This window comes from Rhizobium terricola, assembly GCF_012927355.1.
GTDB lineage: Bacteria > Pseudomonadota > Alphaproteobacteria > Rhizobiales > Rhizobiaceae > Allorhizobium > Allorhizobium terricola.
The window spans coordinates 193,287-207,799 of the sequence record NZ_JABBGK010000004.1; the positions used below are offsets into that span (position 1 = coordinate 193,287).

A 14,513-nucleotide genomic window follows, 5' to 3' on the forward strand; every position below is an offset into this window, starting at 1 on the left:
CGGCCTCAGTGAATTCAGGATGGATGAAAGCGAAAAAGCTGTATAGACGAATTGAAGCAGGGAGCCTGCGGGATCCCGCAGGATATTTGCGGAATTCCGCAGGACGCCGTATGCGCTTTTTGCGCTAATGGCAACAGAATGGAGGAGGCTTCGCGAGCTCTGGAGGGAGCATGCCAAGCCGGGAGGTCATCATGCTCGAAGACGCCTCGGCATCGCTGCTGGGTCAGTACCTGGCGATTTCGCGCCTGCTGGCCGGGCAGCTCGAATTCCACTCCGCCATACGCGCGGTCGCCAAGGAAATCAACCTGATCATTCCGAACGACCATATGGACGTTTGCATCATCTCGCCCGACAACACCTATCATACAGCCTATGAGAGCGGCTTCGAGACCGACTGGGGCAAGATGCCCCCGGCCCTCGTCTCAAACAGCCCGATCCGCAAACTGCTGAAGGGCGAAGTGGAATGCATGCTGACTGCCGATGCAGGCGTCGATCCGGCCTTCAACTTCTCCGGCGCCTTCTCCCGGCCGATCTTCGAGCACGGGCTGCGCAGCCGCCTGCATGTGGCGCTCAAGGTGCAGGGCGAGACGATCGGCGCACTGTCCTGCTCCAGCCGTAAGCCCGACTTCTACACGCCCGCCGACGTCGCCCGCGCCCGGGCGATCGCCGACCTTCTGGCACCCTATTTCTTCGCGCTCAGGGCGGCCGAACAGGCCAAGCGCTCGGCGATCGTCGAAGCCGAGGCTCGCGCCCGGGAAGAGGGGCTGCGGCTCGGCGCCCTTCGCCTGACCGAAGCGCTCGAAGCCGAGCGCCAGCGGATCGGCATGGACCTGCACGACCAGACACTCGCCGACCTTACCCGCTTCGCCAAGCGCCTCGAGCGCCTGAGCCTGATGCCGACCATCAGCGGAGAAACCCTTGAGCCCCTGTTCCGCAGCCTGCAACATTCCATGCAGGATCTTCGGCAGATCATCGAGGAGGCGCGCCCCTCGGTCCTGCAGCTCTTCGGACTGACGGATGCGATCGAGAACCACCTCGAGCGCTCCGTCCGCGACAGCGGCCTGCCGATCGGACACACGCTGACCGACAGCACCGATGGCGCAACCGAACGTCTCGGCCATTCGGTTCGCGTCGCGTTGTTCCGCATCGCGCAAGAAGCGATCAACAACGCCATCCGCCATGCGCAGGGCGACTGCATCGCGGTCGGGCTGTCCTGTGCCGCGGGTCAGTTGCTGCTGGAGGTGCGGGACAATGGGATCGGCATCGGCAAGGTCGCGAGACGGCCCGGTAGCGGACTGGAAAACATGCGGACCCGAGCGCGGCTGATCTCTGCCGGGTTCAACTTTGGCCGCGAGCAGGACGAGACCTTTGTTCGGGTCAGCCTGCCCCTGCCGGACGAGGAGACTGAACAATGAAAGTCCTAATCGTCGAGGATGACGCACTGCACAGGGCGTATCTCAATGAAGCCGTCCGTTCCGCCTTGCCGGAATGCGACATGGTCTTCGAGGCGGAGAACGGGCTCGTCGGCGAAAAACTCGCGCGGGAACATCGCTCGGAGTTTATCGTCATGGACCTGCAGATGAGCCCGCGCAACGGCATCGAGGCGGCCCGCACCATCTGGAAGGAACGGCCGGAAACCAGCATCCTGTTCTGGTCGAACTATGCCGACGAAGCGAATGTCCGCGGCATTTCCCGGATCGTTCCGGAAGGCGCGGCTTACGGTTACGTGCTGAAGTCGGCGTCCGACGAGCGGCTGAGGCTGGCCTTGCGCTCGATCTTCATCGAGGGGCAGTGCGTCATCGACCGGGAAGTGCGGGGACTGCAGCAGAAAAGCCAGGGACATGCCCGCGGCTTCACCGATTCCGAATACGAGATCCTGATCGACATCGCTCTTGGCCTCACCGACCGGGCGATCGCGCGGCGGCGCAATCTCTCCCTGCGCAGCGTGCAGAACCGCCTCCAGCAGCTCTACGAAAAACTCGGCGTCTACCAGCCGATCGGCGAGGAACAGGAAGAAGGCCGTTTCAATCTGCGCGCCCGGGCCGTGACCGTCGCCCTGCTCCGCAAGCTTCTCAACCACAATGCACTCGAAAGGGCGGAAGCCGAGCTGGAACAGTGGCTCGATCGCAGGCCGGCAAGCACAGTAGCCCGCCGCTCGGCATCTGCCTGACGCTTTCCTGAGGCAGTTGGACCGGACAGCGACATCTTGTCGGCAAAAAGAGATTGCACGATCTCGCTGTCGACAATATGCATGCAGATAGAAATCCAGTCATCCCTAACCGGCTGCAGGCGACATCATGACAGACACGACGACAGACGACGGCAACGTCGATACCCCGCGGTCCCGTGGTTCAGGAACGCAGACGGTCTATAACACGCTCCGGCAGGAAATTCTCGCGATGAGCCTGCCGCCGGGAAGCCCGCTGGATGAGGTCCGGCTCTCCGAGCGCTTCGGCATGTCCCGCACCCCCGTGCGCGAGGCGCTGCTCCGGCTTTCCTCCGACGGACTGGTGACGACGCTACCGAACAGGAACACGATCGTCGCGACCATCGACTTCGCCAGCCTCCCCACCTATTTCGATGCGCTCACCTTGATGTATCGCGTCACCACGCGTGCCGCCGCCGGCAAGCGGAACCCTGCGGCGATGGCCGTCATTCGCCAGCGCCAGACGGAATTCGAGGCCGCGGTTCGCGCGCAAGATGCCTATGCGATGATCGAGGCCAATCGCGAATTCCATGTCGCGATCGCCGAACTCGGCGGCAACGGTTATTACACCACCTTCTTCGCGCGCCTGCTCGACGAGGGACGGCGCATCCTGCGCCTCTATTATTCCACCTTCGACGATCGCCTGCCGCTGCAATACGTGCGCGAGCACGAGGACATGATCGCCGCGATCGAAGCAGGCGACGTCGAGGGTGCCGACCGCCTGGCGATCGACCATGCCGCACAGATTGTCCGGCAGATCCAGGAATACGTGGCCCGCGACATGAACAATGCGCTGGCGATCGACAAGCTCTGATCGCGGCGAGACACAGACCACATCAACACGGAAGAACGACGGGAAGATTTCATGGCCGCTGAGACAAATGCCGACGTCATCGTCATCGGAGCCGGGATCGTGGGGGCAATGGCCGCTTTCCACCTCCAGAACGACGGGCGCAAGGTCACCATGATCGAGCGGGAAGAGGCCGCGGCGGGCGCCAGCGCCGGGAATGCGGGCATTCTCGCTTTTCCCGAGATCATTCCCATTCCGTCGCCCGGCGTGATGTTCAAGGCGCCGAAGTGGTTGATTGACCCGCTCGGCCCGCTGAGCATCCCGCCGGCCTATGCCTTGAAGATCGCACCCTGGCTGTGGCACTTCTGGCGCGCCAGTTCGCGCCGCGCCTTCGAACACGGGATAGCCGCGCAGACGACGATGATGCACCTCGCCTCGACGGCGATGCACGGCGTCAGGGAGACTGCCGCGCTGGCCTCCTTCTTCGACAACACCGGCACCCTCGACCTTTACGACAGCGAGGCGAGCTTCGATGCTGCGGCCGCCGACTGGCGCGCGAAGGAAAAGGCCGGCTTCGAGTTCAACCGCGTCGGTCGTGCCGAGATCGACGCGCTCCAGCCGGGGCTCGCTCCGCAGTTTCGCCATGCCATCTATGCCTCCGACGGCATTCAGGTGAACGACCCGAAAGGTCTGACGAAGGCCCTCGTCGATCTTGTCATGTCGCGCGGCGTGACCTTCCAGAAGGGCGAGGTGACGGCTGTCGCGCCGGCAGGAGCCGGAAATGTTGTGACACTCAGGGATGGCACGACGATCTCGGCCAACACGGTCGTTGTCGCCTGTGGGGCATGGTCGCGGAAACTGGCCGCAGGCCTCGGCGACCGGGTGCCGCTCGAAACCGAGCGCGGCTACAACACGACGCTGCCGCCCCAGACCTTCCGCCTCCAGCGACAGCTCTATTTCAACGATCACGCCTTCGTCGTCACCCCGCTCGCCGAAGGCATCCGCGTCGGTGGTGCTGTTGAACTCGGCGGCCTGGACCTTCCGCCGAACTACCAGCGCTCCAGGGCCCTGCTCGCCAAGGCCAAGCGTTTCCTGCCCGAACTCGAGACGACCGGCGGCCGCGAATGGATGGGCTTCCGTCCCTCCATGCCCGATTGCCTGCCGGTGATCGGACGCGCGAGCGGCAGCCGATCGGTCATCTACGCTTTCGGCCACGGCCACCTCGGCCTCACCCAGTCCGCCGGCACCGGCAGGTTGGTGGCAGAGCTCGCAGCCGACAGGCCGACCAGCATCGACATCACCCCCTTCCGGCCCGGTCGGTTCAACTGAACGCCGCCGAGACCGGACCCGGACCCTATTGAAAGGCGCCCCCCAATGAGCCTCCCCCACCCCAAGATCTCTGATCAGGAAAGATCGGCAAGGCTTTCGCGGCTGCGCAAAGCCATCGAGGAACAGAACCTCGGCGGTGTTCTGCTCGGCTCGACCGAGAGCCTGCGCTACTTTACCGGCCTTGTCTGGCATCAGAGCGAACGCCTGCTGGGCGCCGTCGTGACGCCGACGGCACGCCACTACATCGTGCCGGGCTTCGAACTCAGCCGCGTCGAGAGCCTTCGCCATCTTCCCGGCGAAATCCATGTCTGGCAGGAAGAGGAAAGCAGCGCTGCGCTCGTTGCCTCTCTTGTTCCGGATGGCGCCAAGCTCGCGCTGGACGATTCCCTGCCGCTCTTCGTCTATCATGCGCTGGCGCGCCAGCTTGGCGCGGAGCGCCTGCTCGACGGCGGCCCGCTCGTCCGCAGCCACCGCCTGCGCAAGTCGAAGACGGAAATCGACATCATCCAGTATGCGATGAACCTCACGCTCGAGGTACATCGGCGCGCCCATGCCATCCTGAAGCCCGGCATCCGCGCCTCGGAGGTCGTCCGCTACATCGACGAACAGCACCGCGCCTTGGGCGCCGAAGGCGGCTCCACCTTCTGCATCGTCTCCTTCGGAGAGGCGACGTCTCTGCCGCACGGCGCGGACGGCGATCAGGTCTATGCGCCAGGTGACGTCGTGCTCGTTGACACCGGCTGCCGCATCGACGGCTATCACTCCGACCTCACCCGCACCTACATGCTGGACGAGCCTTCCGCCGATTTTGCCCGGATCTGGGCGATCGAGCGGGAAGCCCAGCAGGCCGTGTTCGACGCGGCGCAGATCGGTGCCCCGTGCGAAAGCCTCGACGCCGCTGCACGCGCGGCCCTCGCCCGCCATGGCCTCGGACCGGACTACCGCCTGCCCGGCCTTCCGCACCGCGCCGGCCACGGCCTCGGCCTGGAAATCCACGAGGAACCCTACATCGTCCGCGGCAATCAGGTTCGGTTGGAGGAAGGCATGTGCTTCTCCAACGAACCGATGATCGTCGTGCCCGGCCAGTTCGGCATCCGTCTCGAGGACCACATCCACATGACGGCATCGGGTCCGCGATGGTTCACGACGCCGGCAAAAGGCCCGACGGAACCCTTCGCCTGACATCGCTTCCCGCGGCCGTCGACAGGCGTCGCGGATAGCTCTTCACCAGGCTCCGCGACGCGGCAGATAACACTTCCGCGTCCGTCTTTTCCCGGTGCCCGACCCGGAAGCCGATGCGTTCCACCGCGTTCCCAACTCTCGCAAACAGCGAAGTAGGGCAACCTTCCACAAGTCAAAAAAGATCAACGATTTGTAACAAACATTCAAAATAGCTTGACATTTCAAAGCCTGTTTTACGATAAAAGATAACAACAGGTTCTGAGGATTTGTCCATGCTGGCGATCATCGCCGACGACTTGACCGGCGCACTGGATACGGCTGCTCCGTTTGCTGGACGAGGGCTGCACACCGAAGTCGCGCTCCGGGTCGAAGCGGTTTCCGAGGCACTCGCCGAAAGACCCGAGGTCCTGACCATCAATACTGGCTCACGGGAGCTCGATGGCAACACCGCGCATCAGCTGGCGGCAGCAGCCGTCAGAGCTTTGCCCGCCGGTACGCGTCTTTTCAAGAAGATCGACTCGCGGCTGAAGGGCCATATCGTTGCCGAACTGGATGCGACACCATTTAAAACCGCGCTGGTGGCACCTGCCATTCCGGCCTTTGGACGCCTCGTCCGCGCCGGCCACATCGAAGGCTTCGGCGTCACAACGCCGATTTCGGTTTCAGAAAAGCTCGGTCCCCACGCCGCGCGTGCGACGATCCCCGACACCCTGACACCGGGCGACATGGAAGCGGCACTCGAGGCAGCGGAAAAGGCCGGCCTCGATCTCCTGATCGGTGCGCGAGGCCTCGCCGAAGCACTTGCGCGCCGGATGACCGGCCGCAGGGATGCAACCCCAGCGGACATTCCGGAAGGTCCGGTGCTGTTCGTGGTCGGCTCGCGCGATCCGATCACCCTGGCGCAGATCGATGAACTGAGGGCCGCGTACCCGTTGCGCTATCTGCCGGCGCCGAACGGTCACCTCCGTGACCTGCAGGCCGATACCAGCCCGATCACTCTCGTCCAGGCCACCCCGGGCGACACGGAGATCACGCCGCTGGCGGTATCACAAAACCTCGCTGAAGGTGTCTGTCCGGCCTTGACCGAGACCGCGACGACCCTGCTGCTTTCCGGTGGGGCAACAGCCGAAGCCGTGCTGGAGCGTATGGGCATCACGCGCTTCAGGCTGCTGGGCGATTGCCTGCCGGGTTTGGGTCTGGCTCACGCCGGCGGACAATGTATCATCGCGAAGTCCGGAGGATTCGGGCAACCCGACACGCTCCGGACGATCGCCGGCAATATCCTCCAGAAACTGGGATGACGAATGGGACTGGAGAACGGAACGACCCGCAAGAGCCTCGCCGACCTTGTCTTCGAACGGATGCACCGTGCGATCAAGTCGGGGGCCTATCAGCCGGATGAACGCCTGCCGACGGAACACGACCTCGCGGCCGAGTTCGAGGTGTCGCGGCCGATCATTCGCGAAGCGCTCCGCCGTCTGCGGGAACAGGGCCTGATCTACTCCCGTCGCGGCGCAGGCAGCTTCGTGCGAGCCCTCGGGATGAAGGAACCGCTCGGCTTCGGCCAGCTGGAAAACGTCGCGGACCTTCTCAATTGCTACGAATTCCGACTAACCCTGGAGCCGGCGGCGGCGGCCGCGGCGGCAGCCCGCCACGATGCGGTGAGCCTTGCCGCTATTCGCCAGGCGCTTGAGCTCATGCGTGACGCCACCAACCGCCAGTCCCACCGCGAAGATGCGGACTTCCAGTTTCACCTGGCCATCGCCCGCGCCGCGCAGAACAGCTACTTTTCCACCGCGATGGAGGCCCTGAAGGACCACATTGCCGTCGGCATGAAGTTCCACGGCGCCTCCGTCAAGCGCGAGACGGCCGGCCTCTCCCGCGTCTTTGCCGAGCACGAAGCGATCGCCGATGCCATCGCGGCCGGCGACGGCGCCGGCGCAAGACAGCTGATGCTCGACCACCTGACCGGATCGCGCGAACGTCTCTTCCAGACGACCCGCTAGAAATTCACGCCTGAACGCATGACGCCCCGGCCATCGACCGGGGTGTCATGCGTCTTGGGAGAAGCAATCTTCAGAAGGCCGCCTTGTAGATTGCGTGCACGTCCTCGACCTGCATGTCGATCGGGTTGTTGTCCATCAGGCGACGGTTGGCATGCGCCTCGCTCGCCCAGAGCGGCAGATCCGCCTCTTTCGCGCCATGGGCCGAGAGCGACATCTCGATGCCGAGATCCTTGCAAAAGCCGTGCGCCGCACTCAACAGGGCTTGCTGCGACAGCCCGCCGCCCAGGCCGAGCGCCTGCGCGACCTCGTCGGTCTTTCCGGCAGCAACCGGCTGATTGAAAGCCAGCACATGCGGAAAGATGACGGCATTCGCCAGACCATGCGGCAACCGCAGGCGGGTGCCGAGCGGATAGGCGATGGCGTGGCCCGCGGCGGTATTGACGGGCCCGAGGCAGATGCCGCCATAGAAGGATGCGAGCATCATGCCCTCGCGCGCCTCGGTGTCCGAACCGTCGCGAACGGCACGGGCGAGATACTTGCCGACCAGGCGGAAGCCCATCCGCGCGAAACCATCGATCATCGGATGCGCGCGCCGGTTCGTGAAGGCCTCGACACAATGGGCCATCGCATCGACACCCGTTGCAGCGGTCACTGCCGGGGGGACCGAGTAGGTGAGCTCCGGATCGAGTACGGCAAAGTCCGCGATCATGTACGGGCTTTCGACGGCGATCTTGCTTCCCTTCTCGGGATCGGTGATCAGCGAACGGATCCCGGCTTCCGATCCCGTTCCCGCCGTCGTCGCGACCTGGACGAGACGAGTGTTGCGCCCGGCGACCCTGTTCGGGCCGGCAACGTCGGCAAGCGTCTGCTGCGTATCCCAGAGTGCCGCCACGAGCTTGGCGACATCCAGCACCGAACCACCCCCAAGGCCGACGATCACGTCGGGCCTGCACTGTCGCGCGGCTTCGAGCGCCGCCTCGAGCGTTGCGATATCCGGCTCTCCCGGGATTGCGTCGAACACCGTGACTTTTCCGGAGAATCCGAGGCGTTCGACGAAACCTGCCGTGATCGGCGTCGCAATGACGAGCGCCGAACCTGCATCGCCAGCCCAGACGCCGACGTCGCCGATGGTGCCGGCGCCGACAGCCAGGCGACGCGGTTGATGAAGCGTGATGGAAGTGTTGGTCATGGCTTGGTCATCCTTGCTTGGCACGGCCAGCCACCAGCTTGCGGGCATAGGCGATGGCGGAGTTCATGTTGCCGTGGTTGGCAATCCCCTTCCCGGCGATGTCGAAGGCCGTGCCGTGATCGACCGAGGTGCGGTCGATCGGCAGCTCGACCGAGACATTGACGGCCGTATCGAAGGCAACGAGCTTGATCGGGATGTGGCCCTGGTCGTGATACTGGGCGACGACGAGATCGAAGGCACCCGAATAGGCACGGTGGAAGACGGTGTCCGCAGAGATCGGACCATAGGCGTCGATACCTTCGGCACGCGCCGCCGCAACGGCGGGGGCGATCTGGTCGTCGTCTTCGGTGCCAAACAGGCCGTTCTCCCCGCAATGCGGATTGATACCGGCGACGGCAATCTTCGGCGCGGCATAACCGATGCGCTTCAGATGATCGTTGCCGGCACGGATCGTCGCGAGAACCCGCTCGGTCGTCGCCCGGCGGATCGCCTCCTGGAGCGAGACGTGGGTCGACACGTGGATGACCTTCAGGCGCTCCGAGGCGAGCAGCATATAGGCCGCCTTCGAACCGGTGAGGCTGCGCAGCATGCCGGTATGGCCGTCATAGTGATGGCCGGCAAGGTTCAGCGCTTCCTTGTTGATCGGCGCGGTGACGATGCAGCCGATCTCGCCTGCCTCTGCGTCGCGGACCGCCTTTTCGATGAAGCGGAAAGCCGCGTCGCCGGCCACCGGGCTCAGTTGCCCCCAGGGGAGCGGCGCGCCTTCGACAGGCAGGTCGACCACGTAGGGCACGAGATCGATATCAACGCCGAGCGCTTCCCGGGCCGCCTCGAGCGTGGCGAGATTGCCGTAGATTCGGGTCTGCGCCCGGTCCGCTGCCGGCATTTCCGCCAGCGCACGAACGGAGATCTCGGGACCAACCCCGCACGGATCGCCCATGGTAATGCCGATAATGGTGCTCATTCCTCACTCCGTCCTGCCGCACTGTCCCAACCGGGGGCCAGGCGGACATATTTGATAGCGCGCCGATGATAGGTGCAGGCGATATGCATGGTTCCGTCCGGTCCTTCGAGCAGCCAGGGATAGGACATCTCCTTGTTGCGGCCGTCGGTCGAATCGTTCGAAAGACAGGTGCCCGGTCCATCCTCGATCAGCACGCGGACAGGGAAGGTCTTTCCCCCGTCCTGCGAAAGGCAGATCGAGACCGGCGCACGCGGCACGCCCCAGATCGGCACGCAGCCGCCCGTCGGATCCGCATCGGGCCGACTGTCGTCCTCGCCCAGCTCGTCGTAAAGCGATGCGCGGCGATCCGGCGACAGCGCCGCATTCACGGGATTGCAGATCATAGCGATCCGGCCGTCGCGCAGGCGCGTCGTCGCGATCGAGGAATTGTTGTTGGGCACGTCGGTCGCCTGCGGAACTGACCAGCTGCGCCCGGCATCCCCGCTCTCCGTGCGATAGACGAAGTCAGCCTGGCGGCGCCGGAAGAACGCGGCGAGACGCCCGCCATCGAGACGGACGGGGGCCATATGGACGCAGCCGGTGGACTGACCGAGGTCTTCGAGGCGCCACGTCTTGCCGCTGTCCTCGGACACGCCGACCGCGGCAGTGTCGTGACTACCGTTCCACTTCTGGCCGGGGCGCTGCACGCAGCGAAAGATGGGCAGCAGCCATGCGCCGTCGTCGCGAACCAGGAGCGGCGCCCGCACGAAACACCCGCGCGGCAGATCCAGATAGCGCCCGGCTTCGGCCGACAGGACCAAAGGGTCTGCCGCATCGCGACGGACTTCGGCCATGCGGATGCGGCATTCATCCTGATTGCCGGACGGCTGGGACGTGTGGAACAGCCACAACGTCCCGTCCGGCGCCGCAAAGAGCACCGGATTCTGCTCCGAATGCAGAGGGTCGAAGCTCAACCGCTGCGCCGGCCCCCATGCCGTCGCCCCTCGGGCAAGCACGGATGCGAAGATCGAAATATCGGACTTGCCTTCGAGCGTTCCGCCGAACCATGCGCAGACAAGCGCGCCGTCGTCCGCCAGATGCAGGAAGGCTGCATGGTTCTGCACCATCGGCGAGGGCAGCAGCGCCTCCTCGCGCCCAGGGGATACGACATGAAGGACGCCGCTCATGTTGCGGGCAATTTCATCAGGATGCATGAGACCCTCCTCTTGCGACGAGAAAAATCACCAAACAAGCAAAGTTGTCAAGTTTTTTGATGTCATCAAACCTCTAGAAATTCAAAAGTAAAGTGATTAAACATATGATTTAACTCATTTTTATTCAGAACAAAATTTCAAGATTATTTTACATTGCGAAATAATTTGACAAACTTATAGGAAAGATGGATGGTCATGCCGAGCCGGCAGGAGGATGCTGGACAGGGAGGTTTTCATGCAGGATGCCCGGAGCCGCCGGACGGCGACGATGGCCGTCGCCTTTGCAGCGGGCGCAGCGACGCTCGCCGCAGCGGACGCGGTGATCGTTCGCGCCCTGAGCGGCGCGGTTCATCCTTTCGTGATCGGCTTCTTCCGTGCTTTCTTCGGCGCGGTGATCCTCCTGCCCTGGATTGCCTTGCGCCCGGCTGTGCTGCAGTCGAACCACCGCCTACGCCAGCATGCGCTGCGTGCCGGCTTCAAGCTTCTCGCGATGATCGCCTTCTTTGCGGCATTCAGCTGGGGACCGCTCGCGGACGTCACTGCGATCGCCTTCATGTCACCGATTTTCGTTGTGCTGGGCGCAGCCCTGACCTTGGGCGAACGCCCCGGTCTCCCGATGTTGGCCGCGGTCGCCGTCGGCTTCGCCGGCGCCATGCTGGTCATCGGCCCCTCCGCCACCGGCTTCAGCCTTGCGGTCGGCCTGGCGCTCGTCGGCGCCGTCCTGCAGTCGGCGATCCAGCTGCTGCTGAAATCGATGTCGAAGGGTGACGCCACCTCGACGCTCGTCGTCTGGAACCTGTTGCTGACGGTTCCGATCGCCCTCGTTTTTGCCTTGCCCTTCTGGTCCACGCCGGGCTGGCGGGAGATCGGCCTGCTCGCACTTCAGGGCGCGGTCGGAACGGCATGCATGGGCATGATGACCCACGCCTTCTCTCTCGCCCCGGCGACGGTGGTGGCGCCGGTCGACTTTCTGCGCCTTCCGCTCGTGGCGCTCAGCGGCTTCGCCCTCTTCGGCGAAAGCGTCGCCCTGACGACCATCGCCGGCGGCGCGCTCATCTGTTCCGCAGCGCTGCTCGCAGCACGCGCGGGGAGCTTTAAATCCACATCGAACTGAACGACTTTACTAGGGAGGAGAATGAAATGAGAAAGACACTTATCCTGGGTGCCCTGATGTTGGGCTCGGCGCTGTCGCCGGCCTTTGCCGGATCAGGCCCGGTCAAGATCGTCCTCGCGGAAGAGGCCGATCTCCTGGAGCCCTGCATGGCGACCCGCTCGAACATCGGCCGCGTCATCATGCAGAACGTCTCCGAAACACTGACCGAGCTCGACGTCCGCAACGACAAGGGCCTGATGCCGCGTCTTGCTGAAAAATGGGAGCAGAATGCTGACGGAAGCTGGCGCTTCCATCTGCGCCAGGGGGTGAAGTTCTCGGACGGCAGCACCTTCGACGCCAAGGACGTCAAGCACAGCTTCGACCGCATCATGAGCGACAAGAACGCCTGCGAGTCACGTCGCTATTTCGGCGGCATGACGGTTGCCGCGAACGTAGTCGACGACCACACGATCGAATTCAAGGCCGATCCGGTTCAGCCGATCCTGCCGTTGCTGATGTCCCTCGTGACGATCGTGCCGGAAGAAACTCCGCTCGAATTCGTCCGCGAGCCGGTCGGTACCGGCCCCTTCAAGCTCACCAACTGGACCCCCGGCCAGCAGATCGTGCTGACGAGCCGCGACGACTATTGGGGCGACAAGCCACAGGTTACCGAAGCGACCTATCTCTTCCGTGCCGATCCGGCCGTGCGCGCCGCCATGGTCCAGGCAGGCGAAGCCGATCTGTCGCCGTCGATCTCGCAGCTCGATGCGACCAACCCTGCCACCGACTTCTCCTACCTCGACAGCGAGACCGTCTACCTGCGCATCGACCACAACATCGAGCCGCTTAACGACGTACGCGTCCGCCGCGCCCTGAACATGGCCATCGATCGCCAGGCATTCCTCGGCACGCTGGTCCCGGCCAGCGCCCTGCTCGCCACCGCGATCGTCCCGCCGCCGACCCTCGGCTGGAACCCGGACGTCAAGGTTCCCGCCTTCGACACCGAAGGCGCCAAGAAGCTTCTCGAGGAAGCCAAGGCGGATGGCGTCAAGGTCGACACCCCGATCACCATCATCGCGCGTTCGGCAAACTTCCCGAACGTCACGGAGATCATGGAAGCCATCCAGGCACAGTTGCAGGAAGCCGGCTTCAAGATCGAACTGAAGTTCGTCGAAGTCGCGGAGCATGAAGGCTACTACTCCAAGCCGTTCAAGGAAGGCCGAGGCCCGCAGATCGTCGCCGCCATGCACGACAACTCCAAGGGCGACCCGTCTTTCTCGATGTTCTTCAAATACGCATCGGAAGGCACCCAGTCCGGCTTCTCCGACCCGAAGGTCGATGATCTGATCAAGCGCGCTTCCGCAGCCGTCGGCGACGAACGTGCCAAGCTGTGGTCCGAGCTGATCGCCTACCTGCACGACGACGTGGTCGCCGACGTTCTGCTCTTCCACATGGTCGGCTTCTCGCGCGTTTCCGAACGCCTGGAATTCAAGCCGACCATGGCAACGAACTCAATGCTCCAGCTGTCGGAGATCACCATCAAGTAACCCGTGCTGGCGGGCTTCTGCATCGCCAGTCAGAAAGGCAATCAAGGCGGCGGGATGATCCCGCCGCCCGATGCAATAGAGAGGCGCCATGCTGAGCTTCATCCGAAAACGCGCCGTGGCCAGTCTGATTTCACTCGTCGGACTGATCGTCATGGTCTTCTTTCTCTCGCGCTTGACGGGCGATCCGGCCGCGCTGTTCCTGCCTGTCGAGGCTTCGGCCGAAATGAAGGAACAGTTCCGCGAGATCCACGGCCTCAACGACCCCTTGCTGGTGCAGTTCACCCGCTATGTCGGGGATGTGGCCACCGGTGATTTCGGTGAATCCCTGCGCAAGGCGCGCCCGGCGCTCGACGTGGTGATCGAGGCCTTCATGTGGACCCTGTGGCTCGCGGTCATCACCATGACGCTGGTCACCGCCGCCGCCATCGTTGTCGGTTCGCTCGCGGCCTTTCGTGCGGGCGGCTTCTTCGACCGCCTCTCCTCCGTGATTTCCCTGATCGGCGCATCCGTGCCGGACTTCTGGCTCGCAATTGTCGCGATCGTCGTCTTCGCCGTGAACCTCGCCTGGCTGCCGACCTCCGGAACCGGCTCCTTGCTGCACTGGATCCTGCCGATCTGCGTGCTGTTCGTGCGCCCCTTCGGCATCATCGTCCAGGTCGTCCGCGGCTCGATGATCGGCGCGCTCTCGTCGGCTTATGTGAAAACGGCCCGCGCCAAGGGCGTAAGATCCGGCCCGATCATCTTCGTCCATGCGCTCCGCAACGCCATGCTTCCGGTCATCACCGTGATCGGCGACCAGGCGGCCAGCCTTCTGAACGGCGCGGTCATCGTCGAGACCATCTTCGGCTTTCCCGGCGTCGGCAAGCTGATGATCGATTCCATTCTCCAGCGTGACTTCAACGTCGTCCTGGCCGCCATCCTCGTCACGGCCCTGGCAATCTTCCTGATGAACCTCCTGATCGACCTCGCCTATGCGCTGCTCGATCCGCGCATCCGTCATTGAGGAGGCCGACG

At 63.9% G+C, this 14,513-nt stretch carries 13 protein-coding genes; 10 read left to right on the forward strand and 3 right to left on the reverse strand.

Annotated features, from left to right (window positions below; all coding sequences use genetic code 11):
- Window positions 1-191: 191 nt before the first annotated feature.
- From HHL25_RS18465 to HHL25_RS18495, 7 genes are all read left to right on the forward strand, one after another.
- On the forward strand, window positions 192-1,415 hold the full coding sequence (locus HHL25_RS18465; RefSeq protein WP_169594404.1) for a sensor histidine kinase: 1,224 nt from the start codon (window positions 192-194) through the stop codon (window positions 1,413-1,415).
- The gene (locus tag HHL25_RS18470; RefSeq protein WP_169594406.1) at window positions 1,412-2,170 is read left to right on the forward strand and encodes a response regulator transcription factor; all 759 of its coding nucleotides are present in this window, start codon (window positions 1,412-1,414) and stop codon (window positions 2,168-2,170) included. The genes HHL25_RS18465 and HHL25_RS18470 overlap by 4 nt, the downstream gene beginning before the upstream one ends.
- A gap of 127 nt (window positions 2,171-2,297) precedes the next feature.
- Window positions 2,298-3,020 (forward strand): GntR family transcriptional regulator, encoded by a 723-nt coding sequence (locus HHL25_RS18475; RefSeq protein WP_169594408.1) that lies wholly within the window; start codon window positions 2,298-2,300, stop codon window positions 3,018-3,020.
- Between the two features lie 51 nt (window positions 3,021-3,071).
- A complete protein-coding gene (locus HHL25_RS18480) occupies window positions 3,072-4,325 on the forward strand; it encodes an NAD(P)/FAD-dependent oxidoreductase (RefSeq protein ID WP_169594410.1) in 1,254 nt (417 codons plus the stop codon).
- Window positions 4,326-4,370: 45 nt separating this feature from the next.
- Complete coding sequence (locus tag HHL25_RS18485) at window positions 4,371-5,507, forward strand: M24 family metallopeptidase (RefSeq protein WP_169594412.1); 1,137 nt, start codon at window positions 4,371-4,373, stop codon at window positions 5,505-5,507.
- 272 nt (window positions 5,508-5,779) lie between these two features.
- Window positions 5,780-6,808 (forward strand): four-carbon acid sugar kinase family protein, encoded by a 1,029-nt coding sequence (locus HHL25_RS18490; RefSeq protein WP_169594414.1) that lies wholly within the window; start codon window positions 5,780-5,782, stop codon window positions 6,806-6,808.
- Window positions 6,809-6,811: 3 nt separating this feature from the next.
- Complete coding sequence (locus tag HHL25_RS18495; protein ID WP_169594416.1) at window positions 6,812-7,513, forward strand: FadR/GntR family transcriptional regulator; 702 nt, start codon at window positions 6,812-6,814, stop codon at window positions 7,511-7,513.
- Between the two features lie 70 nt (window positions 7,514-7,583).
- Here HHL25_RS18495 and HHL25_RS18500 read toward each other — a convergent pair whose 3' ends face one another.
- Genes HHL25_RS18500 through HHL25_RS18510 form a run of 3 tightly spaced genes read right to left on the reverse strand, consistent with a single transcriptional unit; the run spans window position 7,584 to window position 10,859 of the window.
- Window positions 7,584-8,702 carry an iron-containing alcohol dehydrogenase gene (locus HHL25_RS18500; protein WP_169594418.1) on the reverse strand — a complete coding sequence of 373 codons (1,119 nt, stop codon included), beginning with the start codon at window positions 8,700-8,702 and terminating at the stop codon, window positions 7,584-7,586.
- A gap of 7 nt (window positions 8,703-8,709) precedes the next feature.
- Complete coding sequence (gene pdxA, locus HHL25_RS18505) at window positions 8,710-9,666, reverse strand: 4-hydroxythreonine-4-phosphate dehydrogenase PdxA (protein WP_169594420.1); 957 nt, start codon at window positions 9,664-9,666, stop codon at window positions 8,710-8,712.
- On the reverse strand, window positions 9,663-10,859 hold the full coding sequence (locus HHL25_RS18510) for a sialidase family protein (RefSeq protein WP_169594422.1): 1,197 nt from the start codon (window positions 10,857-10,859) through the stop codon (window positions 9,663-9,665). Before HHL25_RS18510 ends, pdxA begins: the two co-directional genes overlap by 4 nt.
- A 235-nt stretch (window positions 10,860-11,094) precedes the next feature.
- Between HHL25_RS18510 and HHL25_RS18515 the strand changes: the two genes are divergently transcribed.
- The 3 genes from HHL25_RS18515 (at window position 11,095) to HHL25_RS18525 (ending at window position 14,502) form a co-directional block, all read left to right on the forward strand.
- A complete protein-coding gene (locus tag HHL25_RS18515; RefSeq protein ID WP_169594424.1) occupies window positions 11,095-11,973 on the forward strand; it encodes a DMT family transporter in 879 nt (292 codons plus the stop codon).
- 26 nt (window positions 11,974-11,999) lie between these two features.
- Window positions 12,000-13,499 (forward strand): ABC transporter substrate-binding protein, encoded by a 1,500-nt coding sequence (locus tag HHL25_RS18520; protein WP_169594426.1) that lies wholly within the window; start codon window positions 12,000-12,002, stop codon window positions 13,497-13,499.
- An 88-nt stretch (window positions 13,500-13,587) separates the two neighbouring features.
- Complete coding sequence (locus HHL25_RS18525; protein WP_169594429.1) at window positions 13,588-14,502, forward strand: ABC transporter permease; 915 nt, start codon at window positions 13,588-13,590, stop codon at window positions 14,500-14,502.
- The last annotated feature ends 11 nt before the right edge of the window (window positions 14,503-14,513 follow it).

Bases quoted from the DNA above. Each gene is read 5' to 3' on its own strand.
- HHL25_RS18465 (WP_169594404.1), top strand. From the start codon at position 192: ATGCTCGAAGACGCCTCGGCATCGCTGCTGGGTCAGTACCTGGCGATT.
- HHL25_RS18470 (WP_169594406.1), top strand. From the start codon at position 1,412: ATGAAAGTCCTAATCGTCGAGGATGACGCACTGCACAGGGCGTATCTC.
- HHL25_RS18475 (WP_169594408.1), top strand. From the start codon at position 2,298: ATGACAGACACGACGACAGACGACGGCAACGTCGATACCCCGCGGTCC.
- HHL25_RS18480 (WP_169594410.1), top strand. From the start codon at position 3,072: ATGGCCGCTGAGACAAATGCCGACGTCATCGTCATCGGAGCCGGGATC.
- HHL25_RS18485 (WP_169594412.1), top strand. From the start codon at position 4,371: ATGAGCCTCCCCCACCCCAAGATCTCTGATCAGGAAAGATCGGCAAGG.
- HHL25_RS18490 (WP_169594414.1), top strand. From the start codon at position 5,780: ATGCTGGCGATCATCGCCGACGACTTGACCGGCGCACTGGATACGGCT.
- HHL25_RS18495 (WP_169594416.1), top strand. From the start codon at position 6,812: ATGGGACTGGAGAACGGAACGACCCGCAAGAGCCTCGCCGACCTTGTC.
- HHL25_RS18500 (WP_169594418.1), bottom strand. From the start codon at position 8,702: ATGACCAACACTTCCATCACGCTTCATCAACCGCGTCGCCTGGCTGTC.
- pdxA (WP_169594420.1), bottom strand. From the start codon at position 9,666: ATGAGCACCATTATCGGCATTACCATGGGCGATCCGTGCGGGGTTGGT.
- HHL25_RS18510 (WP_169594422.1), bottom strand. From the start codon at position 10,859: ATGCATCCTGATGAAATTGCCCGCAACATGAGCGGCGTCCTTCATGTC.
- HHL25_RS18515 (WP_169594424.1), top strand. From the start codon at position 11,095: ATGCAGGATGCCCGGAGCCGCCGGACGGCGACGATGGCCGTCGCCTTT.
- HHL25_RS18520 (WP_169594426.1), top strand. From the start codon at position 12,000: ATGAGAAAGACACTTATCCTGGGTGCCCTGATGTTGGGCTCGGCGCTG.
- HHL25_RS18525 (WP_169594429.1), top strand. From the start codon at position 13,588: ATGCTGAGCTTCATCCGAAAACGCGCCGTGGCCAGTCTGATTTCACTC.